Here is a 26,669-nt window from a genome sequence, read left to right as displayed (position 1 = left end):
GAATCCCCGATTTTGTCATTGAGAGAGAGGAATTTATTCATGCAAACACATTTTACATATGAAGCAGCTGCGACAGCAGGGTCTGCAGATGCGATTGTAAGGCTGATCAGCGCTGCGGAGCTTAAGCAGGGCACGGCGCAATGGATATTGCCGCAGATTGACGAAGCCATCAGAGGGCTTTATGCGAAGGGCTTGTTTAAGGCTGAACCGGAGCAGACAGAAGTCTTATCGACCCTCGGACTACATTCCGCTGGCCATATTATATTCGTAGGCTATGATGATAAAAATGGCATAGACGGCTTGCGGCTTGCTGCCGCTGCAGCAGCCAATGCATTAAAGCGGATCAAAGCGCAAACGGCTCAAGTACGATTGCCGGAATCCATTGTATCGATAGAAGATTTTACACTGCAGCAAGCGGCACAGGCACTGGTGGAAGGTCTTACTTTAGCTGTCTATGACCGCCTGCCTGATCTGCGTCAACCGAAGCAGCGTTACAGCTTATCACATGTATCCTTTGTACCGGCAGCAGGTGTTGCTCTGCCCGCAGATGCTGCGGAGCAGTGGATGGAGGGTGTTACTCTTGGAGTGGTGTATGCGGAAGGCGTAATTGTTGCTCGTGACTTGACGAATATGGCGGGTAATAAGCTGGTACCAGAAGTCCTCGCAGCACATGCGGAGGATCTGGCTCGTGAATATGATCTGGATATTGAAGTGCTGGATGAATGGAGTGCAGCAGAGCAAGGGATGGGTGGTTTGCTTGCGGTTGGCCAAGGCAGCATTCACGCGCCAAGAATGATCGTGCTTCATTATAAAGGAGCACCTGATCAGGAGGAAGCGTGGGGCTTAATCGGCAAAGGCATCACGTTTGATACAGGTGGCATTTCCTTGAAAAAGGGGCCTGGAATGGAAGATATGATCTCCGATATGGGCGGAGCTGCAGCAGTTCTTGGTGCAATGCGCATTATTGGTGAGCTTAAGCCGGAAGTAAATATTATTGCAGTTATTCCTACAGCGGAAAATATGCCGTCTGCGCAAGCCTTTAAGCCGGGCGATGTCATTAAAATGATGAATGGTCTTACGGTAGAAATCGTAAATACTGATGCGGAAGGACGACTAGTCCTCGCAGACGGCTTAACGACTGCTATTCGCCGTGGTGCAACGCAGCTGGTTGACGTAGCCACATTAACGGGTGCAGTACTTGTTGCTCTTGGTACAGAAGCAACAGGCGTCGTAACCAATAATGAGGCATTAATGCAGCAGCTGCAGCAAGCTGCAGTACGTTCCGGCGAACGGGTATGGCAGATGCCGACTTATCCGGAATATAAGAAACAGCTGCGCAGCGATGCAGCCGACTTGAAAAACAGCGGCGGCCGATATGCAGGAACGATTACAGGCGGATTGTTTATTGGAGCGTTTGCAGAAGACCTGCCATGGGTTCATCTGGATATAGCTGGAACAGCTTATCTGGATAAGAGCCGCGGGATTGAGCCGAAAGGCGCAACCGGCGTAATGGTTCGCACACTTGTAGAATTGGTGACAAATAGCCAAAGCTAGTTCCGAGTAAATACTCATAAAGCTAGTTATGAAAGGCTGAACATCAGCCTGCCATAACTAGCTTTTTTTGTTTAATTTACAAAGAAAGAACTATAGTTTTTAGGTATTAATAGGTGCTCAACAGCCGTATAATCATCGGCGTACACCGGACATTATTTTGATGCAATCGCTTTCATGATAATTAATTGAAATGAAATTTCCTAATAATACAATAATACGGATAACCATAGTAGGATGTTTTTCATAAAGACTTGTCTCTATAATAGTTAATATCGTTAATTATTGGAATTGGTTTATTACGCTTTTACGATTTATGGGTCAGGGGGCATCACGTATGTACAAAGTATTATTAGTGGATGATGAGATTTTTGTTCGTAAAGGCTTGAAAAATTTAATGGACTGGGAATCGCTGGGCTACGAGATTTGCGACGAAGCGGGTAATGGTCAGGAAGCACTCGAGAAAATTCAGCTGCTTGAACCTGATCTTGTTATCGCCGATATCCGGATGCCGGTCCTGGATGGATTGGAGTTGATACGCAGAGTTACCGAGGAAGGTGCTTATCGTCCGACTTTCATCATTGTCAGTGGCTATCATGATTTCCAGTATGCACAGCGTGCACTACGATATGGCGTACATGACTATATATTGAAACCAATAGACGAGGTTGAACTAGAGTCTACTTTAAAGACGCTTTCCGGTACGCTTGGGCTTAAAAAGCTGACGACAATTGCTGGAGACAGCTTTGTTACCGATTCTATTGTGGAGACGCTGGTGCAGGGCCAGTTTTCCGAAGAAGATAAAGGGGCTTTGTCTGCTGCTCTTCAAATGCCGGAAATTTCCCGTTTTCAATATGTGCTGGTCGAGCTTCACACTAATCCGAATACACCAACTTTAGAGTGGACGGCCAAAGAGTTAACTGCAGTTATGCAAACGGTGATGGCGAATCCAGCTGGTAAAGTACCGGTGTATGAACAAATCAGTGGATTGTATGGCCTATTAGTCGATTTGGAGCAGTTCGTCACATCGGAAGGAAGGTTGGAATCCGCTTATCTTAGCCTGCATGCTGCAATAACAAAAGCTTCGGGCCGACCTGTAACTTTGTATATCGGCAAACCCGTTGATCATCTACAGGAAATGAATCTATCCTATCGTTCTGCTAATGAAACGATGTCCTACAAGTATGCGGAGAATGATGCGCCCGTTATCTATTCCAGCCAGGTTCAGGGAACACCTCTGTATTATTTCGACGTCGATTCGGAAGTATACAGCAGGCTGCTTGAGCGTCTGGAAGAAAATAATGCGGAGCTGTATGAGCAGGATATCGAGCTGTTGTTCCGTCAGTTTGTTGAGAAAAGATTTGCTCCAAATGCTGTCGCCAATACAATTACCCGATTCGTAATCGGGATCATCAATATTATTCGAAAGATGGAAGGCGATGAGAAAGGACTTCGCAAGCTTCCGCTTATTATGGACTGGCAAGGCAACTACAGCCGATTACAGGATCTTAAGAGCTTGTTTGCTGATTTTCTGCACGAGGCTGCCGCTTATTTAGCCGAGCTTCGTAATGAGCAGTCTAAGGGCGGTATCGAACGAATTAAGAAATACATTGAAGTGAGCTATACCGAGAATATTAGCTTGAAGAGTATTGCGGGCAAATTCTATATGAATTCGGTTTATTTGGGACAGTTATTCCGCAAAACATACGGTGTCTATTTTAATGATTTTCTACTGCAAATTCGGATCAGTGAAGCGAAGAAGCTGCTTCGTCAAACGGATTTCCGGATGTACGAAATTGCGGAGAAGGTAGGTTTCCAGAACGCCGATTATTTTGTAACCCAATTCGAGAAGCTGGAGAAAGTAACCCCGACCGATTATCGCAACAAGCTGCTGGGCAAAAAATAAACGGGTGGGGATTGGATGGGCAGATTTCATTGGAATCATCTAAAGCTGCGGGACAAGCTGCTGTTAATGTACATTTGCAGCGTGTTTATTCCGATCGTGCTGACGAATATTATTTTTTACAACGTAACAACCAACAATATTAAAAATCAGAAAACACATGATGCCAATATCGCCCTGGAGCAGCTTCAGGGCGAGCTTCGTGCTGTCATTGATGAAGCGGCGGGGATCTCCTATTTGTACTACATTGATCCTCTTCTTAACCAGCTTCTCGACCACAATTATGATTCTCAAATTGAATATGTTGAAGCGTTCAACAATATCCGAAGTGTCTTTAACAAATCCGAGCAGGCGTACAAAACGACCAGCTCTACGATCATTTATACCGATAATCCGACCGTATTGTCCTCGGGACCTATTATGCCGCTTACGGATATTGAAAAGGCAACGGACTGGTACAGGGAGTTTATGAATACAAAGGTGTCTTATCCTCTGTTAATTCAATCCGATGATACCTTTAGTCTTATTCAGAGGCTTAATTATACGCAGGGCAACGGCTATAACAATCTAATCAAGATTGATCTGAATATGACCACTGTAAAGCAGCTGTTTGCTATCTCTGGCTTTGAAGGAAGTATTTATTTCCTGAAGCCCGATGGCACGATTCGTTATTCGAATGATAATGCATTGGACTGGCGTTTCCAAGAAATTAAGCTTGATCGAGTAGAAAAGCCGAAGAACACCATTTCTTTCGACAAGGTGTACACCAACAATAATTATTTGAATAATTGGTCGCTGCATGGTGTGATTAATGAGAAAAGCTTCCTGCATGATGTACGGAAATCAGGTGCTTTTGTCATCTATTTGGCGCTCATTAATTTCGTGCTGCCTTCTTTAATTATTGCGGCTCTCTCCAGGTCGATTCATGTACGGCTCGTTAAGATTGTGAAGCATATGAAAAAAGTGAAAAACCAGCATTTCGAGACGATTCCGCTTGATGATTCACGTGATGAAATTGGTCAATTAACCGGTGAATTTAACCGTATGACCGAGAGGATCGACAACTTAATTACGGATGTTTACCTGGCGGATATTCAGAAAAAGGATCTTGAGATCCGGCAGCGGCAGGCGCAGCTTCATGCCCTTCACAGCCAGATTAATCCTCATTTTCTGTTCAACTCTCTGGAGACTATCCGGATGCGCAGCTTGATGAAGGGTGAAACGGAGACGGCGAAGACCATTCACTATATGGCGAAAATTTTCCGTAAATCGATCTCGTGGAAACGCAGCTGGGTAACTATTCGGGAGGAAATCGAGCTGACCGAATGCTTCCTGGAAATTCAAAAATACAGGTTTGGCGATAAACTTAAGTATCAACTGACGATTGAAGATGCGGTCTACGATCAAATGATTCCGAAGATGACCTTCCTTCCGTTTGTCGAGAATGCAAGTATTCATGGCATTGAAGGCTCGCCGGGGATTGGCTTCATTCAGATTCATATCGGAATTACGGGCGATAAGCTGATGTTCAGATTGTCTGATAACGGGATCGGCATGTCCGAAACAAAGCTCTCTGAGCTTCTTAACTACCTAAGAATGGATGATTCCATTGGTGATAACGTAGGCATGAAGAACGTATACACAAGGCTTAAATTGTGCTATAAAGACTCCTTCGAGTTCGACATTCGTAGTGAGGAAGGTCATGGGACTATAGTTGAATTACGCCTGCCTCTCGACATGAATGGTCAATAAACGACGAAATCATTGAACTATGCTTTTCAAAGTACGAACTAAAGTTTGAGGGGTAATCAAGAACTCGTATTCGTTTTATGATGAAAGTGCTTACAACAGACGCGTTGAAATGACGAAAGGGGATAGAAAAAGAATGGTCAATAAAAAGCTTTTAACTGTCAGCTTAGCTGCTGCGATGTTAGCTGTTACTGCATCCGCTTGCGGAGGCAATAACAATAATGATGAACCAAAAAGCAGCAATACAGGCAACAGCGGTAATGCAGCTAATGCATCTACTTCACCTGAAGCAGAAGACAAAACACCCGTCACTTTCTCGTATTACAGCTTCACCAGCCAGAAAGACACAATGGCTAGCGACACCGTTATCGGTAAAGAACTGCAAAACCAAACCGGTGTAGACTGGAAAATGGAATACCTTGTCGGCGACCCGCAAACGAAATCCGGCGTAATGATCGCATCTGGTGACTATCCAGACGTTATCGTACCGGAAGGCGAAATCGACAAGCTGCTTGATGCTGGCGCATTTATTCCACTGGATGATTTGATCGAGAAATACGGTCCTAACATCAAACGCGTGTATGGCCAGTACTTCGATAAGTTCAGACAAGCAGACGGCAAAATGTACTTCCTGCCATTTGGTGCGAACCAAGGCTACGTAGGCGATCCTGGTATCAGCCAAGGCGCTTTCTGGATTCAACGTTCGGTTCTGAAAGAAGCGGGCTATCCAAAAATCAAAACACTTGATCAATACTTCGATCTAATCAAGCAATATCAAGAGAAGCATCCAACAGTGGACGGCAAAGGAACAATTGGTTTCGCTTCCCTGGCTGGTCCTGCTGACAGCTTCTTCTCGATCACGAACCCAGCCATGCACCTTGCGGGCTATCCAAATGACGGCAGCGTTATCGTTGACATGACTACACATGAAGCAAAAACATATGCAGCTACTGATAACGAGAAAAAATGGCTGCAAAAGCTGAACCAAGTGAACTCGGAAGGCTTGTTCGATCCAGAAACATTCACGGCGAACAAAGACCAATTCCTTGCTAAGCTGACTTCTGGCCGTGTTCTTGGCTACTTCAACTACGCATGGCAAGTTGGCGATGCGACGAACAACCTGATGAAAGCCGGCATTGACGAGAAGCGTTACGCTCCGCTGCCAATCGTATTTGATGAGAACACCAAAGACCAATACTTAGATCCACCTAGCTTTGTAAACAACCGCGGTATCGGTATTTCGGTTAATGCTAAAGATCCAGAACGTATTATCAAGTACTGGGACAACCTGCTCAAAGAAGAGAACCAAGTTCTTGTTCAATGGGGCGTTAAAGATCAGAACTATAGCGTAGACGCAAACGGCCGCTTCATTATGAACGCTCAACAAATCTCTGATCGTAGTGACCCTGAGAAAAAACGCTCGATCGGATGGCAGTACTTCGAGTACAGCTGGCCGCGTTACGGCAACAACTCCGTTCTTGCTGACGGCAATTCGTATGCAGTAAGCAATCAGCCAGAAGTAGCCTATGCAGGTTACACAGATGGCGACAAAGCACTTCTGGACGCATACGGCGCTAAGACCTTCTCCGAATACTTCTCGAAACCGGACGAGCGTGCTTGGTACCCAGCTTGGAGTATCAACAAAGGCCAAGGTACACCAGAGCAAATCTTCGAGCAAAAAGCTAGCGACCTTCAAAAGAAATATATTCCGAAACTCGTACTTGCTAAAACAAGCGATTTCGATTCGGTTTGGAACGATTATGTAGGCCAAATGAACAAGCTTGATGTAAAAGGTTATGAAACGTTCATTACGAAAGTTGTTCAAGACCGTATTAATGGTAAATGGTAATTAAATAAAAGTAGACGGAAGGCCGGATGCAGCTTAACCGGCCTTCCGATCTATGATGGATGCAAGATGGCAGAGAGGGGAATAGCAGGTGGAGAAACTACAAGATGTTATGCCAGTTGTCAAAAGCCCAGCAGCAAGCTCATCACGGCTTCAACTGTTCTTTAAGAAACTGATGCAACAAAAAGTACTGTTATTGATGTCTATACCGTTTGTGCTTTGGTTGTTCCTATTTAAATATGTGCCGCTCTGGGGCTGGACAATCTCCTTTCAAAAGTTTAGACCTGCAAAGGATTTGTTTGATCAAGAATGGGTAGGCTGGAAAAACTTTCACTTCTTATTCAGTGATGACTCTTTCTATCGTGTTCTAAGAAATACGATTGTGATGAGCTCGATCAACCTTGTACTTGGATTTGTAACAGCGATTGTATTAGCCATTATGTTAAACGAGTTACGCAACATGATGTTCAAACGGGTCGTTCAGACGATCAGTTACTTACCGCATTTCATTTCTTGGGTCGTTGCGGCCAACATTATTTCTTCGGCGCTGGCGCCTGAAGGGGTCATCAATATTTTAATGACGAAGCTGCATCTCATCGATCAACCGATCTTGTGGCTTGGTAAAGGCAATTACTTCTGGGGTATTCTTGGTGCATCGGAAGTATGGAAAAACGTAGGCTGGAACACCATTATTTATTTAGCAGCCATTACAACTATTGACCCATCACAATATGAAGCTGCTGAGATTGACGGAGCGAACCGCTTCCAACGCATCCTGCATATTACACTACCTGGTATGAAGTCGGTTATCGTAATCTTGTTGATCATGAACCTAGGAAATATATTGGAATCCGGATTTGAGCCGCAATACTTGCTCGGTAACGGTATGACCGTTGACTATTCCGAAAACCTTGATATATTCGTTCTGAAATACGGGATGAACATGGGCAACTATTCCTTGGCTACGGCCGCTGGCATGTTCAAAACGGTCGTCAGCTTTATCTTCCTCTTGTCAGCCAACTCGATTGCGAAGCGGCTTGGACAGAGTAGACTGTTCTAGATTTATTGCGTGCTGGACTAAGCAAGGAGGTTATCGACATGAAAGAGAGTTCTGCCAAAGCAAGGTACAACTCCGTTCCGGATAAAGTTTTTGATATAACTAATATAGTTTTTATGTTGTGCATCGTAACCGTAACATTGTATCCTTTCATTAATATGTTCGCCTTATCGTTTAATGATGCGAATGATTCGATTCGTGGAGGGCTCTATTTCTGGCCTCGCGTGTGGACATGGGATAACTATAATTATATTTTCAATGAAGCTTCGATTTATCATGCTACATTTATCTCGGCTTTGCGTACCATTCTCGGAACGGTTGTTTCCGTCTTCTGTACGGCTATGCTGGCGTACACCGTAAGCCGTCAAGAGTATGTACTTCGTAAATTCGTAACGATTGTAGCAATCTTCACAATGTATTTCAGCGGTGGTTTGATTCCTGGTTACTTGCTCATCAAAGAGCTTCACATGATCAACTCCTTCTGGGTGTACATCATTCCAGGCATTATCAGCGTCTTCAATCTGATTGTTATCCGTTCCTTTATTGAAGGATTGCCGGATGGCATCATGGAGTCGGCTAAGATTGATGGAGCGGGTGATTTCATTACGTTTATGCGTATTGTGCTGCCGCTTACGGTTCCAGCTCTAGCGACCGTATCCCTGTTTGTAGCTGTATCGCAGTGGAACTCATGGTTCGACGTATTCTTGTATAACTCATCACACATTAACTTAAGTACGTTGCAATATGAGTTGATGAAAATCTTACAAACTTCGAATACGGCAGCTTCTTCTACGAATGTAGGCGACCAGTTCGCAGCAGGTCAAAGCGGGGTTACGGCGGTTACACCAACCTCGATCCGCGCAACAATGACGATTATTGCGAGCTTGCCCATTATTATGGTTTATCCGTTCTTACAGAAATATTTTGTAAAAGGCATGACGGTTGGCGGCGTAAAAGGCTAGTCGATTGAAAATTACGAATAGTTTGATAGCGTCCGTTCGACATCCTATGGAATCGGGCGGACGCCATTTTTTTAGGTTAATACTTACGAAGTAGAATTGCTTCGCAATTCTTTAAGGAGGGTTTAAATAGTGGGGGACAATGGATACGCAGCGTGGCTGAGATATGATCAAGTGACGGGAACAGAGCTTGCGGCACAATATGCGGAGTGGACAAAGGAGATCGTTATCCCTTCTGGAGTACCGATTGAAGGAGTTCTGAAGACGGCTGTAATGGAGCTTTCACGTGGTATTCGATCGCTGCTTGAGACGGCACCGTCTGTAACGCATGAGTCATCACAAGAGCGTTTTATCGTGCTTGATGTGCTTGGTGGAGAGACATGGGTAGATAAAATGGTTGGAAATGTAGCCTTAGTTTCTGATGAAGGCTATATCTTGAAGACTGTCCGCGAAGGCGAGCGGGAATACATTGTGGCCGCTGGCCGTACGGAGAAAGGTGTTCTTTACGCTGCATTCCATCTTCTCCGCCTGATGCAGTCAGGTGCTTCTCTAGACCAGCTTGATCTGGTAGAGTCACCGAAATATAGCCTGCGCATGATTAATCATTGGGATAATATCGATGGCAGCGTAGAGCGGGGGTATTCTGGCCGTTCCATCTTTTACGAGAACAATAAAGTGTTGTCTGATGCTGAGCGAATTCGCGACTACGCTCGCTTGATGGCCTCTGTCGGTATTAATGGAATTGCAATCAATAATGTTAATGTCCATCGGGAAGAAACCTTCCTTATTACAGAAAAGCTGCTGCCGGATGTCTCACGTATCGCTGAAGTGTTTGGTGAATACGGCATTAAGCTATTCCTTAGCGTGAACTATGCCGGCACAATCGAGATCGGCGGCTTGGAAACGGCGGATCCGCTTGATGAGCGAGTACGTGCTTGGTGGAAGGATAAAGCGGCAGAAGTGTACCGTTATATTCCGGACTTCGGAGGCTTCCTAGTGAAAGCGGATTCGGAGAATCGTCCTGGTCCATTTACATATGGCCGGGACCATGCAGACGGCGCCAACATGCTTGCTGAAGCGCTTGAGCCATACGGCGGTCTCGTCTTGTGGCGTTGTTTTGTGTATAACTGCCATCAGGACTGGCGTGACCGGTCGACTGATCGTGCCCGTGCAGCCTTTGATCATTTTAAGCCGCTTGATGGACGATTCAAAGATAATGTTATCCTGCAAATTAAGAATGGACCGATGGACTTCCAGGTTCGTGAGCCTGTCTCTCCTCTCTTTGGCGCTATGGAGCATACGAATCAAATGATGGAGTTCCAAATTGCACAAGAATACACGGGCCAGCAAAGAGATGTCTGCTTTCTAATTCCGCAATGGAAAGAAGTCCTGAACTTTGACACTCATGTCAAAGGGTCAGGTAGTACCGTGAAGGAAATCGCAGCAGGACTAGTACATGCTTACACACATAGCGGCATTACGGCCGTAAGTAATATTGGTAATGACGAGAACTGGACGGGGCATCACCTGGCACAGGCGAATCTGTACGGCTATGGCCGGTTGATCTGGAATCCGGAGCTTACTTCAGAGGAGATTGCTCGAGAGTGGGCAGCACAAACCTTCGGCAGCAATGAGAAAGTACAAGATTTTAGTGTAAACTTCCTGCTGCAGTCCTGGTCGATCTATGAGAATTATACAGCACCACTTGGTGTAGGCTGGATGGTTACACCGCATTATCACTACGGTCCGGATATAGATGGTTATGAATATTCCAAATGGGGAACGTATCATTTTGCTGATCATAAAGGGATTGGTGTCGATCGTACGATTGCGACAGGTACGGGGTACTCCGGCCAATATATGAAGCCAAATGCTGAAATCTATGACAGCCTGGATAGCTGCCCGGATGAAATGCTGCTATTCTTCCATCATGTTCCATATACGCATCAGTTGAAATCCGGCAAGACCATTATTCAACATATTTACGATACGCATTTTGCAGGGGTTGAACAAGTTGAGTATTGGATCAGCCGCTGGCTGGAGCTGGAGGGCCTTGTCGATGAGGATCGCTTCCATCACGTGGCAGGCCGCATGAACAAACAGCTTGAGAACGCCAAGCAATGGCGCGATATTGTGAATACGTACTTCTTCCGTAAATCCGGCATTCCTGATGCACAAAACCGTGTTATCTACTAACAAAGGAGATGGTGCATCACATGGCACAAACATCAACGATACCAGCACTTCATTCCTTATATAAAGATTATTTTGATATTGGTGCAGCTGTTAATTTAATGACCATTGAGACGCAGAAGGCTGTACTGACCACCCATTACAACAGTATAACCGCAGAAAATGATATGAAATTCGAACGAGTTCATCCCTCTGAAGAGGTCTATACCTTTGAAGCGGCTGATCAAATAGCAGACTTTGCTGCTGCTAACGGCATGAAGCTTAGAGGACATACCTTGGTGTGGCATAATCAGACTCCGGACTGGGTATTTGATGGGGCAGACCGGGAAACGCTGCTTGCTCGTATGAAGGCTCATATCGAGACGGTTGTCGGTCGTTATAAAGGGATTGTCTACGGCTGGGATGTTGTAAACGAAGTTATTGAAGATAAAAGCGGCGTTTGGCTGCGTGAGTCCAAATGGCTGAATCTCGTGGGTGAGGATTTTATTGCAAAAGCATTTGAATATGCACATGAAGCGGATCCAAACGCTCTATTGTTCTACAACGATTACAATGAATGCAATCCGGAGAAACGGGATAAAATCATTCGTCTCATTCAATCACTGAAGGATAAGAATGTACCGATTCACGGTATTGGCCTGCAAGGACATTGGAACTTGAATGGCCCAAGCCTTGAGGAGATTCGGGAAGCCATTGAGCGTTATGCCGCTACTGGCCTTAAGCTTCAGGTGACAGAGCTTGATATATCAGTGTTTGATCATGAAGAAAAGCGGACTGATCTTACGGAGCCTACGGAAGAGATGCTGGAGAAGCAAGCTGAGCGGTATGAGCAGATATTCCAGCTGTTCCGAGAGTACAAAGATGTGATTACAGCCGTTACCTTCTGGGGCGCAGCAGATGATTACACCTGGCTGAATAACTTCCCGGTTCGGGGACGGAAGAACTGGCCATTTGTATTTGATCAGAAGCATGAGCCTAAAGCATCCTTCTGGAAAATCGCCAATTGGCAGCAGAAATAAGCTTGATGTGAAACGGAGCCCGAATTTAGGGCTCCGTTCATTATGTGTTTTTGGAATATGAGGAGGGTTCATGAATGGCAAAAGCAGCAAGTACAATGACCTATCGTAATCCGGTACTTCCGGGTTTTTATCCGGACCCCAGCGCCATTCGAGTAGGCGAGGATTATTATATGGTGACAAGTACGTTTGAATATTTTCCCGGGGTGCCGATTTTTCATAGCAAGAACCTTATTCATTGGGAGCAGATCGGTCATGTCTTAACTCGTGAAAGTCAGGTGAACCTTCTTTCGCGCAACAGCTCGGAGGGAATCTATGCTCCTGTCCTTCGTTATCATGATGGTGTGTTCTATATGATTACGACAGATGTGTATGGGATCAGCAACTTCTATGTTACGGCGACGAATCCGGCAGGGCCATGGTCTGATCCTATTCTTATTCCTTATGGCAACATTGATCCTTCGCTGTTCTTTGATGAGGATGGCAAAGTGTATGTGTCCGCACAAGCTGGGTTTGGAGAAACGTCTCATATTATTCAATATGAGATTGATATCTTAACAGGCAAAGCGCTGACGGAACCTGTTGTCGTATGGGAAGGTGATGAAGGTCCATGGGTGGAAGGACCACATTTGTACAAAATTCATGGTACCTATTATATGATGACGGCCTCAGGAGGAACAGGGCCGATGCATCGTGAGATCATTGGCCGTAGTGAGTCGCCATATGGTCCATTTGAGATGCTGTCTTATCCAATCCTGACGCATAATCAATTAAAGGATCATCCCATTCAATATACGGGCCACGTCGAATTAATTGATGATGTACATGGTAATTGGTGGGCATTATTTCTTGGTGTTCGGCCGCAGAACGGAAAAGGCAGTGTTCTTGGACGAGAGACTTTCTTAGCACCTGTGAAGTGGAGCGAAGATGGCTGGCCAATGATCGATAATAATGAAGGTCATGTATCCTTGCAGATGAAGGTGCCTGCTATTGGAGAGCAGGGGGCAGTCCAATCCTTCAAAAACAGGGTCATGACGAGATTTTCATCTAAAGGTCTTGGACTGGAATGGATGTACACCCGTGTTATTCCTGGATCGGATGTCGTGTCGTTGACGGAGCTGGAAGGCTGCCTTAGGCTAACCGGCAATGCTAATGGTCTTCGAGAAGGTGGAGCAAATGTTTTTGTATGCCGCCGCCAGCAGCACCATTGCATGAGAATAGAGACCAGGTTGATGTATGAGCCGGTCCATGAGGGTGAGATTGCAGGGATTGCCGCGAGACTAAGTGATAAATCTAATTATTCCATTGGAGTAACTCGGCAAGATGGACGAGCCGGCATTCTTGTAACGGCATGGAGACAAGGGAAGGTGACGAAGTATTTTACCCCAATAAAAGCTCAGGTACCCGTCAGGCTGTCGATCCGTTCAGATGAGAATGTCTATGAGTTCTTGTATACCTTGGATGGTACAACTGCAGAATGGATAAGCCTTGGTACGATGCCAGCTCAGAATTTGACCTCTGATGTTGATGGCGCTTTTACTGGCGTATGTGTTGGTATGTTTGCTACGGGAACAGAAGCGGGCAGCTCGGCTCCAGCTTATTATGATTATTTTGAATATGAGGGATTCGTGGAGTAACTCCTTCCTCAATGGTCAGCCCTGTCTCAAGGTATGAGACGGGGCTTTTTGTTTTACTTCGCTCGCAACTACATAAACTACCCTTGACAGCTTAAACTGTGTGTAATATTATTACAGTAACAAAAGTTGTTACAGTTACTTGACGACGAAATAATACGATATGTTCACGAGGAGTGGAGAACTTGGATCAAAAGCATAAACCATTATTTGAATCCTTTAAATTCCGGAGTGGGGTTGAGGTCAGCAACCGGATTATTATGGCACCTATGACACACTCGTCTTCGAATGAGGATGGAACGGTAACGGATGCAGAGCTAGAGTACTATGCACGCCGTTCCGAAGGAGCAGGGTTGGTTATTACGGCATGTATTTACGTCACACCTAACGGCAAAGGATTTCCCGGGGAATTCGCCGGAGATAGTGATGAGATGATTCCGGGCCTGACTCGTTTGGCAGAAACCATTAAGTCCAAAGGAGCTAAGGCTGTTCTGCAAATTTTCCATGGCGGCCGTCAAGCTCCTCCAGCATTGGTTCCTAACGGAGATGTTGTCAGCGCAAGTGCAGTTGCATCGTCAGAAAATCCAAATGTTGTTCCGCGTGAGTTGTCGCATGAAGAGATTGAATCGATTATCCGTGATTTTGGCGAGACGACCCGTCGTGCGGCACTTGCCGGCTTCGATGGAGTCGAAATTCATGGCGCTAACACTTATCTTCTGCAGCAGTTTTACTCTCCGCATTCCAATCGCAGAAGTGATCAATGGGGTGGAGATATTGATCGCAGACTTACCTTCCCGCTAGCTGTTGTTGATGAAGTGAAACGGGCAGCGGCTGAACATGCGGAAGGTCCTTTCTTGGTGGGATACCGCTTCTCGCCGGAAGAGCCGGAAACACCAGGGCTTACGATGGAGGATACGTTCCGCCTGATTGATGAGCTGGCGCAGAAGGAATTAGATTACCTTCATGTATCACTCTTTGACTTCCGTTCCAAGCCAGCGCGTGGCGCTGATGACAGCAAAACAAGACTCGAATGGATTACGGAGCGTGTAGGACAGCTGGTACCGATTATTGGCGTCGGTTCGATTCATACAGCTGATGAGGCGATTGAGGTCCAGCAAGCGGGGGCTCCTCTAGTGGCAATTGGACGGGTACTGCTGACTGATCCGGATTGGGTGCAAAAGGTCGAAACCGGACATGCGGATGAGATTCAAACGAAGCTGAGCTTAAGCTCACAGAAGCAACTAGTAATTCCCGACGGTTTATGGCACATGCTGACGGCAAGAGAAGGCTGGTTGTCATTCACCGATTAATATAAATGGGGGCTGACAGTGGATGAGTAACGCATCCGCTTGTCAGTCCTTTTTGTTTTGCACAACCCCTCCTGCAACGTTATACTCATATTAATTAGAGTGCAATTGGAGGCCAAGAGATGACCTTTGATGAAGTAATGATGGCTTTAGAAGCAATGGGAAGCGAGCAGACGAAGAGCACCTATTTGCGGCATGGAGCAAAGGAGCCTTTCTTTGGCGTGAAGATCGGGGATATGAAGAAGCTGGTCAAAGAGGTTAAGAAGGATCAGGAGCTGGTGTACAAGCTGTATGATTCCGGCAATCATGATGCGATGTATTTGGCCGGATTGACCGTTGATCCAAAAAGCATAACGAAAGCAACGCTGGAGCATTGGGTACAGCAGGCTTATTGGTACTCGCCTGCCGAATACACGGTAGCTAATGTGACCGCAGAAAGCTCATTCGCTCGGGAGCTCGCGATGGAATGGATCCAGTCGCCGGATGAGCTGATCGCTGTCGCCGGTTGGAGCACCTATGCGAACTATGTAACCATAGCCCCGGATGAACAGCTTGATTTAACCGAAATCCGTAAGCTTCTGGAGCAGGTACGAAAGACCGTTCATGAGGAGCGGAACCGCGTAAGATATACGATGAACACGTTTGTTATTTGCGTAGCGTCTTACGTATTGCCATTAACCGAAGAAGCAAAAGCTGTGGCCGATGCAATCGGCGCTGTGAAGGTTGATGTTGGTAATACTGCCTGCAAGGTCCCCCTCGCCTCTGAGTATATTGCCAAGGTAGAAGCGAGAGGAACAGTCGGTAATAAGAAGAAGACCTGTATTTGTTAAAATAAAATGGGGCAGTCCCATGTCATTAAAATGACGAAAGGATAGCCCCTTTGTATTCGGGTTGTACTGCAAACTGCGCATTCGAATGTTCTTCCGATCGCCATTGCTCGGGGATTCCTTTGAATTAAAGAGTAAAGATTGGAATCCCCGAGCAAAAGCGAACGCTGACGCTTCTCCAGAATCATTCGAATTGCTCCGTTAGCAATTAACTTGTTTATTAAATTCTAAACCTCTATGCTTGTCGAGCGGCCAGCAAGGCTGCCTTTTTTTTGTCCGATTGATCAAGATTATAGCTGTAGGCTGTGGCGCCAAAGGCAAGAAGTGCGAGCACAGCAGCTGTCCAAGGCAGATATTCCAGTCCGTAATGATCGGTTACGAATGCCCCGGCAGAAGAGCCAACGGCGATTCCGATATTGGCGCTGATCGGCAGCAGGGACGAGGCGAAATCTTTGGCCGCTGGGACAAATTGCTCGGTCAGATGAATGAAATAGAGCTGACAAGCCGCATTAATGGTGAATGAGATGAGAGCAATAGCCATCAAACTGATGACGCCAGGCCATGTAAATTGTACGGTGAAGCCGAAAATAACGTACACTGCAGCATGGATCAAAAACAGCTTTTTCAGCTTCGCCATATACGTACCGGTTGCGATCTTACCGCCAAGCAAATTGCTTATGATGGTTACCGCTCCATAGACAAGCAGGATTGTGCTGGTGCGTCCTTCTGAAATATGCATGACTTCCAGCATAAGTGGATTAATATACGTGTAGATCACGAATATAGCTGCTATTCCGATAATCGGGATGAGAAAGGCAAGCAGCACCCGCGGGTTCGACATGAGTCGAAACTGGTCCTTCATGGAGCTTTGTACGGCAGGTAAATTACTTGGTACGATTTTGTAAAGAAGCAGCAAGCTTAAGATCCCGCAAATCGCGACCAGCCAGAAGGCGGCAGGCCAATCAAAGTGCAGGCCAACGAAGGTTCCGATTGGAACGCCAAGTACGTTGGCAATGGTAAACCCGCCTATGATATAAGAAAGTGCCTGACCTCTTCGCTCAGGAGAAACGTAGTCTGTACTTATTGATACAGCAAGAGATACGCTTAGACCGCAAAAAATAGCTGTTGCCATCCGTGTCAGGAACAGGACAGGATAAGAAAAGGATAACGCGCTCCCTATCGTGAACAAAACTACAAGTGAGGCTCCAATGAGCAAAGCACGGCGTTTTGTGAAATAACCGGCAGCCATCATAACAAAAGGTGTTCCAGCCGCATAGGCAATTGCAAAGCCTGAGACCATAATGCCGGTTTGTGCAACAGATACGCCTAGGCTTTCAGCGATTGGAGTCAACAGGCCAACTATGACGTATTCGGTTGTCCCCAGAATAAAGGCTAATAAAGTAAATGAAAATATAAGCAGGTTTTCTTTTTTCATGTTTAGAATCCTCCAGATTTATTGCTCCTACCAACGTTCAGAGCCAAGAAGTTTACAGCCTCTTGCTGATAGGTATGTGTTACCCGAGCTAGCGTCCCAGCTGCGCAGCCTTTCTTTCAATAAGTGCGGATTATCAGGTGCTGCCGGGAAGTAAGTGATCGGAAGCCAGCTGAAATCCGGTACGGCATCCAGATCTATGATGCAAACCTCCGTGTTGTATATAAATAAATCGCCGATATGAGCAATGCACCATTTGTCTACCGGAATCGGAACCGTGTGCTGCAAACAAATTGCACCTTTGACAGGTGTAGGTTCTCCCGGGCAGAGATGTGCCCAAAGTGCGGTTGTTCCCAGCACATCACTAAAAGCCTGGTAGACGGGCTCATGCATTCGGATATCCCATAAATATTGGTGATGGATGTTGTACGGCTGGTCCACAGGCAGTTCCTTCATCCATAAAAGGTAACGCAGCGCGTAAAAATGCGTCACTGCTCTTGGAAATATGACAAACCCGTTCTGCTTCCAGCATTCCATCTCGTACATGCTTTCACCTCTTCGACTTGCTCTCCACAGTCAAAGCTTAATGGAAGGCTCATGAAGCGGCAATTAAGCATCTTGCCGTATATTCCTGCAATGTGATATATCTTGCTGTAGCAATGAAAAGGAATGCTGCTTTTTGGCCGTTATCGTGTATGATTAGCCATAATAGATATTGAGGTTTTTTTGGAAATGAGGGAGTAGGATATGACAGCTTCTGCTGCCGGAGAGGAAATACAAAGTCACTTGTTGTATGCGGGAAAAGTAAGTGATACGCCAAACTGGAATTTTCCGAGTCATAAGCATGATGATTTGCATGAAATTATCGTCGTTTGCGACGGGGAGGGGACGTTTACAATTGGAGGACAATCCTTCAATGTAAGCGGAGGAGATATTCTGGTTTATAACAAAGGTGTACTGCATGAAGAGCAATCGTCGAGTGATAATCTGCTTATCACTTATTACTGCGGCTTTACTCTGCCTTCGGCAAGTCCGGCGGAGGATTGGGTCATCCCACCGGATGTTGAGCCCGTTATACGATCCAGCCGTGTTTTCTCGGAAATTGCTGCTTTGATGAAAATGATCGTTGATGAATCGGCTATCAAGGAAGAGGGATATGACAGGATTAGCCGTAATTTGATCAATTCCGTCATTTTGCTGCTGAGAAGAGCGGTCCGTAATCAGCAAAATATTAAAGAGCAGGAGTCCAATCCCGGTCTTGCCGAGCTAATCAAGGATTATATCGACAGAAATTTTAAGCAAAATATTAGCTTGAAGGATTTGGGTCAGCAATTCCACGTTAACCCTTATTATGTCTCTCATGTATTTAAAGATTATTATCAGATTTCTCCGATCAACTACGCTATACATCGGCGGATCGGAGAGGCAACCAGACTACTCGTATCTACAGAAATGAAGGTATGGGAGGTTGCTAAGCTTTTAGGCTACGATAACCCAAATTACTTCTCGATTATATTCCGCAGAGTCACTGGTCTTTCTCCCAATCAGTTCCGGGAAAGCAATCAGCAGAATCTGTTTCCTCACACTTAATTTTTTCATTAAAAAAGCGGCAGCTAATGGCTTAGAGCCAAAGCTGCCGCTTGCGCAGTATAGGATTATGAATTAGGAGGTAAGCGCTTCTGCACCTGCAGCTTTGGCAGCGTCCTCCCGGACAAGCTTCAGAAACTCACGCATAAAGCCCGGCAGATCCGGCCAAGCATGACCCGTCACCAGTTTGCCGTCTACATGAAGCGTCTCCGCCGCATAACAGGCACCAAGACGTTCTACTTCGAGGCGGGATGCATTGTAGGAAGTCATCGTACGACCATTAAAATAGCTGTAATTAGGAAGTGCCAGGAACACTTGTGCACCGTGGCAGATCGCACCAATCGGCTTATCAGCATCAATGAAATGCTGCAGAATACGCGGCAGCTCAGCATCGCCTCGAATATATTCTGGTGCTCTGCCGCCAGGGATGATAATGGCAGAGAATTCGGATGGATCTACATCAGCGAATCCAATATGGGATTGCAGCTGATGCGCTGGCTTTTCCGTATACGTATCCCAGCCGTCGATAAAATCATGGCAAACCGTATGTAACGTTTTCTGTTTCGGGGAAGCGATGACAGCCTCGTAGCCTTCCTCCAGCAATCGGTAATAAGGATAATACACCTCTAAAACTTCCGCGGCATCGCCAGTCACAATCAGCACTTTGTTCGACATGAGCTCATCTCCTAAAAAGAATTGTGAAGCAATTCTTACTTCGAAAGCATTAGCTTAAAGAATTGTGAAGCAATTCTTACTTCGAAAGCACTAGCTCTGGAAATTCTTTGCACAACACTGCTATTATGCTCCTCACTCCCTCAACAGTCAATATTTTCCTTTTATTCGAGAAGGAAATCGTTCGATTCTACTACTCTTTCAACTATGAAGTGCGTTGAAATACCTATAAAATAAATAAGAATAGCCATACTGCATGGAACCATATTTGCTATATTTAAGGAAGGAAGCTGGGGGTGTTTCATCATGAGAACGGGCTTTTCTAATCCAATGACCAAGTTAAGTGTAAAGCAGCAGCTGCTCTTATTATTCCTGCTCATGGTCAGCCCGATATTTATTCTACACAGCTATGGCAATTCGGAGGCCGAACAAATATTAAAGAGGCATGTCACGAATGCTTATGCTGAGCTTAACAAACAGAACCATACGCTGATCGACCGGGATATTGATACCGTCAATAAGATTACAACAACGATTATCCAGAACCCGATTGCTCAACAGTTAGTACCAAATGACGATGAAACGGTCATTGAACGCGTCAGAAAATACGAGAAAATGGACGCTTTGCTTGCTGGTTACTCAACTGCTTTAAATGGCGGGGAGGCTGTTTATTACAGCCTGTATATTTATGATCCTCATAATGAATATTTTTTCGCACCTAAAGTGCAAATGATCCAAAGTGGTGTTTACTTCTTCACCGATGCGAATAAGCCGAAGTGGTTTGATACGGCTGTTTCGCTTAAGGGCTTAGGCTTTATGGAGATTATTGAGAATAACGATATGCTCGTCAAAAAGCGTACACTCGCCTATATCCGTGCCGTTAATACGGTTAATCAAGGACATAGTGTAATAGGTGTACTGATTGCAACAAACATGGATAAGAAGCTGGAAGAATCGATGCGATCCGTCTCTCTGCCGGGAGGCGAAATTTATTTCACAGATCAGCAGAACTATATATTAGCCTCTACGAATCCAAAGACGATGGGCACTACGGTAGAACTTCCTGCAACCGCTTCCGGCAATCAGCCGGTCAACCTCGATAAGCCGATTATAAATTCAGAATACATCTACATGGCGAGTGACAATGAACTTCTGCAGCAGCGCCTGACCTACAAAATCCCAATTAAGTCGCTCCTTCAGCAGCAAAATGAAGTGAAGCGGGTTATTCAGCTGATATCGGTTGCTTACATCTTATTTGGCTGTATAGTCATCTTCTATTTCTGGCGTTCTTTAATGACACCTTTACAGAGGCTAGCTACATTTGTCCGCCGTTATGAGCCTGGCAAGCGAGTGCCAGAGACGCCTGGCAAAGGCAGAAACGACGAGGTGGGAGTATTGATTGGAGCTCTTTATGATATGGCCCGCCGATTAAATGGACTTATCCATGACAAATATCAGATGGAGATCAAGCAGCGGGAGAGCCAGCTGCAAATTTTGTATCAGCAAATTAACCCGCATCTCCTCTATAACACGCTAGAAAGCATCTATTGGAAAAGCTCACTGGAGGGTAATTCTGAATCCGCCGAAATGATCAAGGAGCTGTCGAAGCTGATGAAGATCAGCTTAAGCCGCGGCCGGGAATTGATTACGCTCGCAGAAGAGCTGGAGCATGCGGCTGCTTATGTGAAGCTCCAGCAGAAGCGCTATGATTATGATTTCCAGGTTATCTGGTCGGTTCCAGACACGATGATGCACCATCTCATTCCGAAGGTAACTCTTCAGCCGCTAATTGAAAATGCGATGATCCATGGCGTCAAAAATATGGGGGAAGACGGCGAAATTCATATTACAGCCGATTATGAAGGGGATAAGCTGCTTATTCGGGTTGAGGATAATGGCTTTAAGGATGTTGACTATAAAGCAATTGAGTCTCTATTAAATGAACCAACTGCTAATCCGACATTTGGCTACGGCATTAAAAATATTCATCAGAGGCTTCAGCTTCATTTTGGCAACATCTATGGGATTCAATATAAGAAAAGAAACGGCGGCGGAACCATTGTAACAATCGTGCTTCCGGCAGCTGACGAAAGGAAGGAACAGGGAGATGTATAACATACTGGTCGTAGACGACGAACCACTTATTTGTAAAGGATTAAGCAGCGTACTGACTTCTTCAGGTATCGATATTTCCGCTATTCATATGGCACATAATGGTTATGAGGCATTAGATGTCCTGCGGACCGATGATATTGATTTGCTTATTACAGATATTCAGATGGGCTCAATGAACGGGATTGAGCTTATGCAGCAGGCAAAATTAATTAAGCCTTGGGTGCAGACAATTATCATCTCTGCACATGAGACATTCCAATATGCCCAAATGGCGATCCGGCTTGGGGCAAAAGATTATTTGATCAAACCACTTAACAACGAGCAGTTTCTGGATTCCGTTCGTAACGTGCTGCTGAAGCTGCGTAAGCCTGAGCCAACCGAACAAGAAGAGCTGCTTGCAGGTATGCAGGAGCATTTCCATATGGATGAGCTTAATCCGCAGTCTGTGGAATGGCTGAACCAGCTGGTGAGTGACAACCCTTCACTGAAAGTACAGGATATTGCCCAGGTTTTGAAAGAGAAGCATGGCATAAGGCTGGAGGGCCCTTATTTCTCGATGATCCGCATCCGGCTGAATCTATCGGATCGTAACCGCCAATTGTCGAGGACCGATGAGAAGCTGCTTCGGTATGCGGCGCTTAATATCGTCAATGAGCTGTTCGACGAGCATTGGAACCGAACGGCCTTTTATGCCTCGGAGCGGGATCTTAATATTATTTTGCAATGGAATGAGTCTCAATATGGGGAGACAGCCTCATCTGGCCTCATGAATGAGCTTGATATGATTGGGCGCAGCCTTCATTTTAACATTCAGAAATATTTAGGTATGACGAGTGTAATTGGGATCAGCCAGATTCTGAAAGGCATCGAGTTTATTGATGTTCTTCATGACCAGGTGATAAAAGCGCTTAGCTGTAACGAACGGCATAAGGACCATTATGTGTTCTATTACGGGGATTTTAACTGGAATCAATATTCGCAGCGTCCGACGGAAGAAGAGTTCACAGCCCAAACCAGCTTAATCGTCGAGAAAGCGATGGAGTACATTAACGCCAATTATGCGCAAAAGGGTTTAACCCTCCATGAGGTTGCTCAGAACAATCATGTCAGTCCCAATTATTTGAGCTACCTCTTCAAGAAAGAGACCGGCTATAACTTATGGGAATATGTGGTGAAGCTGCGGATGGAAGAGAGCAAGCGGCTTCTTCTTAATACGGATATGAGGCGTTATGAGATTTCGGAGAAGGTTGGTTATGAATCACCGGAACATTTTAGCAAAATTTTCAAAAAGTATTACGGCATGAGCCCAAGCGAGCTAAAGAAGTAGAATTACTCATCATTGCCTTGGATATGCACATTACCTCGGGAGGGCCCTTTTTTTAAAATAAGATATGAGGATTGTTAAAGAAAAGAGGGAGACATAATGGAGCAGCACGCTGCCGCAAACGCGCCTCTCGAGCGTAAAGGCCGATTTGCCGTATTTTTAAGGAAGCATTTCTGGGGATTATTATTCCTGCTTCCGGCTTTCATCATTTTTATTTTGTTTCTATGGGTCCCGATTATCAAAGGATTCGTGTACAGCTTTTACCACATTGACTTTGTAAAAGGGAACAGCTTCGTAGGGTTTGATAACTACAAAGTGGCGCTTCACGATGAGGATGCATGGACGGCTGTGAAGAACACTGTTTATTATATGTTCCTATGTCTGGTTATTGGCTTCTGGATTCCAATCATATTCGCCATTGCGATCTCGGAAATTCGCCGCTTTCAAGGCGTTGTCCGTGTGGCTGCTTATTTGCCGAATATTATTCCGGTCGTTGTCCTGTACGGATTATGGCGTTGGTTCTATGATCCGGTTGGGCCAATTAACGGTGTTATTACAGGGTGGTTTGGTAATGAGCCGATTGCCTTCATGACGGATAAAAGCTGGTCGATGATTTCACTTGTTATTATGGAATCTTGGCAGCAATTTGGTTCAGCTATGCTGATTTACTTGGCAGCTGTCCTCAGTATTCCACGAGACTGGTATGAAGCGGCGGAGATTGATGGGGCGGGGGTTTGGAACAGGATCCGTTACATTACTTTGCCTTCCATTAAGGGACTGCTTATCCTGCTGCTTATTCTGCAGCTGATCGGCACCTCGCAAGGTTATCAATCACAGCTCGCGATGCTTGACGGTGGTCCTAATAATACGACTTTGACGTATGCGCTGCTCATTGTGAAATATGCATTTAACCAGCAAAATTATGGGGTTGCATCAGCACTTGGCGTTCTTATGTTTATCGTGCTGGGATTACTCGCTATCATTCAATATAGGCTTCAAGGCAAGGAGGGAGATGTTCGATGAAACAGGTGGAAAGAGGTATTCTCTCTTCGTTTGACCTTAAGAAGAAGCCTATTCTAGTAGGTTATTCGATCATGGTGCTCGTGCTCATTATTATGTCTTGCTCTATGATCTATCCGATTCTTACGACATTGTTTAACGGGTTAAAAACCAATGTGGAAGTAAACTCCTTCCCGCCTAAGTTTCTGCCAAACGTATGGCATTTCGATAACTTTGATAAGGGTTGGAATTTTATCGATTTGCCGGAGTTTCTAAGAAATACGCTTTATATTTTTGGGGGTAACCTGGTCATTACGGTCGTTGTACTTGGACTTGCTTCTTTCAGCTTATCTAAGCTCAATGTGCCTTACCGAAGAGGGATTTATTTCTTCTTTATGATGACTTTGTTTATACCACCAACGACTTATATCATTCCAAACTTTGTGAATCTGAAGGATCTAGGCCTCATGAACTCGTTTGCCGCTTTCTGGCTGCCTGCGGGTGCCAATGCCTTCTTCCTATTGCTGCTCAAAAACTTCTTCGATGATATTCATTATGAAATATTCGAAGCAGCACGTATTGACGGTGCATCGGACTGGAGAAGTTTCATTCAAATCGCGTTACCGCTTTCCGTACCGATTTTCTCAACGCTCGCTATCTTTATTTTCTCATCATCCTGGAATGATTGGTTCTGGCCATCGCTCATTATGCACAATGACAGTCATTATCCGCTGGCTACTGCCATCTACAAATATGTGATTAATGCCAAAGGGCTGGCGCTTAATATTCGGTTCGCCATATTAACGATGGTGATGATCCCGCCAATTGTTGTGTTCCTTGTTTTCCAGAAGTATATCATGCGGGGACTTCATCTTGGTGGCGTGAAAGGATAGTATTCGAATCGTAATAGTGCACATGATCGGAATAGGAATACACCTCGCAGGCTCCCTCGACTCTCAACTATGATGAGGGAGCAGCAAATAAATTAACTCGAGAAGGGGAGTTTCAATGAGAAAGAACTTTGTTATGGCAGCAAGTGTTGTTTTACTTTGTTCGATGCTTGCTGCTTGCGGCAGCAACAATAATAACAGCTCGAACAACGGCAACCAGAAGCCTGCGGAGAGTAATGCAAGCGCTAGCACAAATACAGCAACAGATACACCTGCGGCTACAGAAGATATTACACAAAAGAAAGTTAAAATCAGCATTTATTATCCGCTTCCTGACCAAGTGGAGAACCGTAAGCTTGAAGATGACAAGATCGCTCGTTTCAACAAAGTATATCCTAACGTTGAGATCGTGAAGAGCGACTGGCATTATGCACCAAACGAGATTGGCATCAAAATGGCAGCGAACGAAGCGCCAACTTTCTTCAACACCTATGCAACAGAAGCGAAATTCCTCGTAGAAAAAGGCTGGGCAGCTGATATTACAGATCTTTACAACAGCTACGAGTTCAAAGATCAAATCAACCCTGTCCTCCAAAACCAATTCATCATTGATAGTAAAGTGTACGGTGTTGCTCAAAAGGGTTATGTAACAACAACTGTGCTGAACAAAAAAATGCTCGATGATAAAGGCGTGGCGGTTCCTTCGTATGACTGGACTTGGGACGATATGCTGAACACAGCAAAAGGCGTAGCTGATTCGAAAAAAGGCATCGCTGGTATCGCTCCAATGGGTAAAGGTAATGAAGCTGGATGGAACTGGACTAACTTCTTGTTCGAAGCTGGCGGCGAGATCCAAACGATCGCTGATGGCAAAGTAACTTCAGCATTCAACTCTGCTGCAGGCGCTAAAGCACTTGAATTCTATAACAAGCTGAGATGGGATGCAGATGTAATTCCGAAAGACTGGGCACTTGGCTGGGGTGATGCAGTAGGCGCATTTGGTCAAGGACGTACAGCAATGGTTATCGCTGGTGCTGAAGGCGTACTTGAGCAAGCTCTTAACCAAGGCGGCATGAAAATTGAAGACGTTCTGACGTACCCAATGCCTGCTGCTGATAAAGGCGGCAAACATACAGGCGTACTCGGCGGCGACTACCTGGTCATCAACCCGAACGCAACAAAAGATGAGCAAGAAATGGCATTCCGTTACATCACGTTCGACTACTTCACTGACGATTACCTGGCATCGCTTGAAAAAGACATTCAAGCGCGTCAAACTGAAGGCAAATTTTTTATCCCGCCGCACATTAACTACTTCAGCCCAGAATCGGAGTATGGCAAACGTGCACAAGCGATCTTCGACAAATACGACAACGTATACAAATACAACGCAGAATCCAATGCTCTTCTGGACGGCAAACCTGAAGCTCAATACAACACGCAAGAATACTACGGTTCTATGACGAACGTGCTGCAAGAAGTATTCTCGAAGAAGGGTACTGACCTTCAAGGCCAACTCGACGCTGCAGCAAATGAAATGCAAACGAAGTATTATGATGCAATTAAACCTTAAGAAGGACGGGAGTATCTCCTTACCTCAGCAGTAAA

Annotated in this window: 20 protein-coding genes; 17 read left to right on the top strand and 3 right to left on the bottom strand. The window is 45.4% G+C overall.

The window, feature by feature from the left end; all coding sequences use genetic code 11:
- Window positions 1-39 precede the first annotated feature (39 nt).
- The 11 genes from AC0YNT_RS23440 to AC0YNT_RS23390 all read left to right on the top strand — a co-directional run bounded on the left by AC0YNT_RS23440 (window position 40) and on the right by AC0YNT_RS23390 (window position 16,045).
- A complete protein-coding gene (locus AC0YNT_RS23440) occupies window positions 40-1,554 on the top strand; it encodes a leucyl aminopeptidase (RefSeq protein WP_475806782.1) in 1,515 nt (504 codons plus the stop codon).
- A 334-nt stretch (window positions 1,555-1,888) separates the two neighbouring features.
- Window positions 1,889-3,457: a response regulator gene (locus AC0YNT_RS23435; protein WP_475806781.1), complete on the top strand. Its 1,569-nt coding sequence runs from the start codon at window positions 1,889-1,891 to the stop codon at window positions 3,455-3,457.
- A 15-nt stretch (window positions 3,458-3,472) separates the two neighbouring features.
- A complete protein-coding gene (locus tag AC0YNT_RS23430; protein ID WP_475806780.1) occupies window positions 3,473-5,206 on the top strand; it encodes a sensor histidine kinase in 1,734 nt (577 codons plus the stop codon).
- 133 nt (window positions 5,207-5,339) lie between these two features.
- Complete coding sequence (locus tag AC0YNT_RS23425; RefSeq protein WP_475806779.1) at window positions 5,340-7,052, top strand: ABC transporter substrate-binding protein; 1,713 nt, start codon at window positions 5,340-5,342, stop codon at window positions 7,050-7,052.
- A gap of 109 nt (window positions 7,053-7,161) precedes the next feature.
- Window positions 7,162-8,109, top strand: coding sequence for an ABC transporter permease (locus tag AC0YNT_RS23420; protein WP_475806969.1), 948 nt, complete (start codon window positions 7,162-7,164; stop codon window positions 8,107-8,109).
- A 38-nt stretch (window positions 8,110-8,147) separates the two neighbouring features.
- Window positions 8,148-9,068, top strand: a complete 921-nt coding sequence (locus tag AC0YNT_RS23415; RefSeq protein ID WP_475806778.1) for a carbohydrate ABC transporter permease — start codon at window positions 8,148-8,150, stop codon at window positions 9,066-9,068.
- A gap of 129 nt (window positions 9,069-9,197) precedes the next feature.
- Window positions 9,198-11,261, top strand: coding sequence for an alpha-glucuronidase family glycosyl hydrolase (locus tag AC0YNT_RS23410; protein WP_475806777.1), 2,064 nt, complete (start codon window positions 9,198-9,200; stop codon window positions 11,259-11,261).
- Between the two features lie 20 nt (window positions 11,262-11,281).
- Window positions 11,282-12,277, top strand: coding sequence for an endo-1,4-beta-xylanase (locus AC0YNT_RS23405; protein ID WP_475806776.1), 996 nt, complete (start codon window positions 11,282-11,284; stop codon window positions 12,275-12,277).
- Window positions 12,278-12,351: 74 nt separating this feature from the next.
- Window positions 12,352-13,911, top strand: a complete 1,560-nt coding sequence (locus AC0YNT_RS23400; protein ID WP_475806775.1) for a glycoside hydrolase family 43 protein — start codon at window positions 12,352-12,354, stop codon at window positions 13,909-13,911.
- Between the two features lie 182 nt (window positions 13,912-14,093).
- A complete protein-coding gene (locus AC0YNT_RS23395) occupies window positions 14,094-15,218 on the top strand; it encodes an NADH-dependent flavin oxidoreductase (RefSeq protein WP_475806774.1) in 1,125 nt (374 codons plus the stop codon).
- A gap of 119 nt (window positions 15,219-15,337) precedes the next feature.
- A complete protein-coding gene (locus AC0YNT_RS23390; RefSeq protein WP_475806773.1) occupies window positions 15,338-16,045 on the top strand; it encodes a DNA alkylation repair protein in 708 nt (235 codons plus the stop codon).
- Window positions 16,046-16,277: 232 nt separating this feature from the next.
- Here the strand turns inward: AC0YNT_RS23390 and AC0YNT_RS23385 are convergent, their stop codons facing one another.
- Entirely contained in the window at window positions 16,278-17,477 is a 1,200-nt protein-coding gene (locus AC0YNT_RS23385; protein ID WP_475806772.1) for an MFS transporter, read from the bottom strand.
- A 27-nt stretch (window positions 17,478-17,504) separates the two neighbouring features.
- A complete protein-coding gene (locus tag AC0YNT_RS23380; protein WP_475806771.1) occupies window positions 17,505-18,020 on the bottom strand; it encodes a hypothetical protein in 516 nt (171 codons plus the stop codon).
- Window positions 18,021-18,221: 201 nt separating this feature from the next.
- Here AC0YNT_RS23380 and AC0YNT_RS23375 point away from each other — a divergent pair, with 201 nt between their 5' ends.
- Window positions 18,222-19,064, top strand: coding sequence for an AraC family transcriptional regulator (locus tag AC0YNT_RS23375; protein WP_475806770.1), 843 nt, complete (start codon window positions 18,222-18,224; stop codon window positions 19,062-19,064).
- Window positions 19,065-19,136: 72 nt separating this feature from the next.
- On the opposite strand, the gene AC0YNT_RS23370 is transcribed toward AC0YNT_RS23375, so the two are convergent.
- Window positions 19,137-19,736: a DJ-1/PfpI family protein gene (locus tag AC0YNT_RS23370; protein WP_475806769.1), complete on the bottom strand. Its 600-nt coding sequence runs from the start codon at window positions 19,734-19,736 to the stop codon at window positions 19,137-19,139.
- Window positions 19,737-20,039: 303 nt separating this feature from the next.
- Here AC0YNT_RS23370 and AC0YNT_RS23365 point away from each other — a divergent pair, with 303 nt between their 5' ends.
- From AC0YNT_RS23365 to AC0YNT_RS23345, 5 genes are all read left to right on the top strand, one after another.
- Window positions 20,040-21,848, top strand: a complete 1,809-nt coding sequence (locus tag AC0YNT_RS23365) for a cache domain-containing sensor histidine kinase (RefSeq protein WP_475806768.1) — start codon at window positions 20,040-20,042, stop codon at window positions 21,846-21,848.
- A complete protein-coding gene (locus tag AC0YNT_RS23360) occupies window positions 21,841-23,175 on the top strand; it encodes a response regulator (RefSeq protein ID WP_475806767.1) in 1,335 nt (444 codons plus the stop codon). The genes AC0YNT_RS23365 and AC0YNT_RS23360 overlap by 8 nt, the downstream gene beginning before the upstream one ends.
- A gap of 96 nt (window positions 23,176-23,271) precedes the next feature.
- On the top strand, window positions 23,272-24,195 hold the full coding sequence (locus AC0YNT_RS23355; protein WP_475806766.1) for a carbohydrate ABC transporter permease: 924 nt from the start codon (window positions 23,272-23,274) through the stop codon (window positions 24,193-24,195).
- Window positions 24,192-25,064, top strand: coding sequence for a carbohydrate ABC transporter permease (locus AC0YNT_RS23350; RefSeq protein ID WP_475806765.1), 873 nt, complete (start codon window positions 24,192-24,194; stop codon window positions 25,062-25,064). Before AC0YNT_RS23355 ends, AC0YNT_RS23350 begins: the two co-directional genes overlap by 4 nt.
- Window positions 25,065-25,179: 115 nt before the next feature.
- Window positions 25,180-26,634, top strand: a complete 1,455-nt coding sequence (locus tag AC0YNT_RS23345) for an ABC transporter substrate-binding protein (RefSeq protein WP_475806764.1) — start codon at window positions 25,180-25,182, stop codon at window positions 26,632-26,634.
- The last annotated feature ends 35 nt before the right edge of the window (window positions 26,635-26,669 follow it).

Source organism: Paenibacillus sp. J22R56, assembly GCF_056269375.1.
This window is presented reverse-complemented; position numbering and strand designations above follow the sequence as displayed.

Coding starts and splice junctions, on each gene's coding strand:
- AC0YNT_RS23400 (WP_475806775.1), top strand. CDS start 12,352: ATGGCAAAAGCAGCAAGTACAATGACCTATCGTAATCCGGTACTTCCG.
- AC0YNT_RS23385 (WP_475806772.1), bottom strand. CDS start 17,477: ATGAAAAAAGAAAACCTGCTTATATTTTCATTTACTTTATTAGCCTTT.
- AC0YNT_RS23365 (WP_475806768.1), top strand. CDS start 20,040: ATGAGAACGGGCTTTTCTAATCCAATGACCAAGTTAAGTGTAAAGCAG.
- AC0YNT_RS23350 (WP_475806765.1), top strand. CDS start 24,192: ATGAAACAGGTGGAAAGAGGTATTCTCTCTTCGTTTGACCTTAAGAAG.
- AC0YNT_RS23390 (WP_475806773.1), top strand. CDS start 15,338: ATGACCTTTGATGAAGTAATGATGGCTTTAGAAGCAATGGGAAGCGAG.
- AC0YNT_RS23420 (WP_475806969.1), top strand. CDS start 7,162: ATGCCAGTTGTCAAAAGCCCAGCAGCAAGCTCATCACGGCTTCAACTG.
- AC0YNT_RS23370 (WP_475806769.1), bottom strand. CDS start 19,736: ATGTCGAACAAAGTGCTGATTGTGACTGGCGATGCCGCGGAAGTTTTA.
- AC0YNT_RS23375 (WP_475806770.1), top strand. CDS start 18,222: ATGACAGCTTCTGCTGCCGGAGAGGAAATACAAAGTCACTTGTTGTAT.
- AC0YNT_RS23405 (WP_475806776.1), top strand. CDS start 11,282: ATGGCACAAACATCAACGATACCAGCACTTCATTCCTTATATAAAGAT.
- AC0YNT_RS23415 (WP_475806778.1), top strand. CDS start 8,148: ATGAAAGAGAGTTCTGCCAAAGCAAGGTACAACTCCGTTCCGGATAAA.
- AC0YNT_RS23440 (WP_475806782.1), top strand. CDS start 40: ATGCAAACACATTTTACATATGAAGCAGCTGCGACAGCAGGGTCTGCA.
- AC0YNT_RS23360 (WP_475806767.1), top strand. CDS start 21,841: ATGTATAACATACTGGTCGTAGACGACGAACCACTTATTTGTAAAGGA.
- AC0YNT_RS23425 (WP_475806779.1), top strand. CDS start 5,340: ATGGTCAATAAAAAGCTTTTAACTGTCAGCTTAGCTGCTGCGATGTTA.
- AC0YNT_RS23435 (WP_475806781.1), top strand. CDS start 1,889: ATGTACAAAGTATTATTAGTGGATGATGAGATTTTTGTTCGTAAAGGC.
- AC0YNT_RS23430 (WP_475806780.1), top strand. CDS start 3,473: ATGGGCAGATTTCATTGGAATCATCTAAAGCTGCGGGACAAGCTGCTG.
- AC0YNT_RS23355 (WP_475806766.1), top strand. CDS start 23,272: ATGGAGCAGCACGCTGCCGCAAACGCGCCTCTCGAGCGTAAAGGCCGA.
- AC0YNT_RS23380 (WP_475806771.1), bottom strand. CDS start 18,020: ATGTACGAGATGGAATGCTGGAAGCAGAACGGGTTTGTCATATTTCCA.
- AC0YNT_RS23345 (WP_475806764.1), top strand. CDS start 25,180: ATGAGAAAGAACTTTGTTATGGCAGCAAGTGTTGTTTTACTTTGTTCG.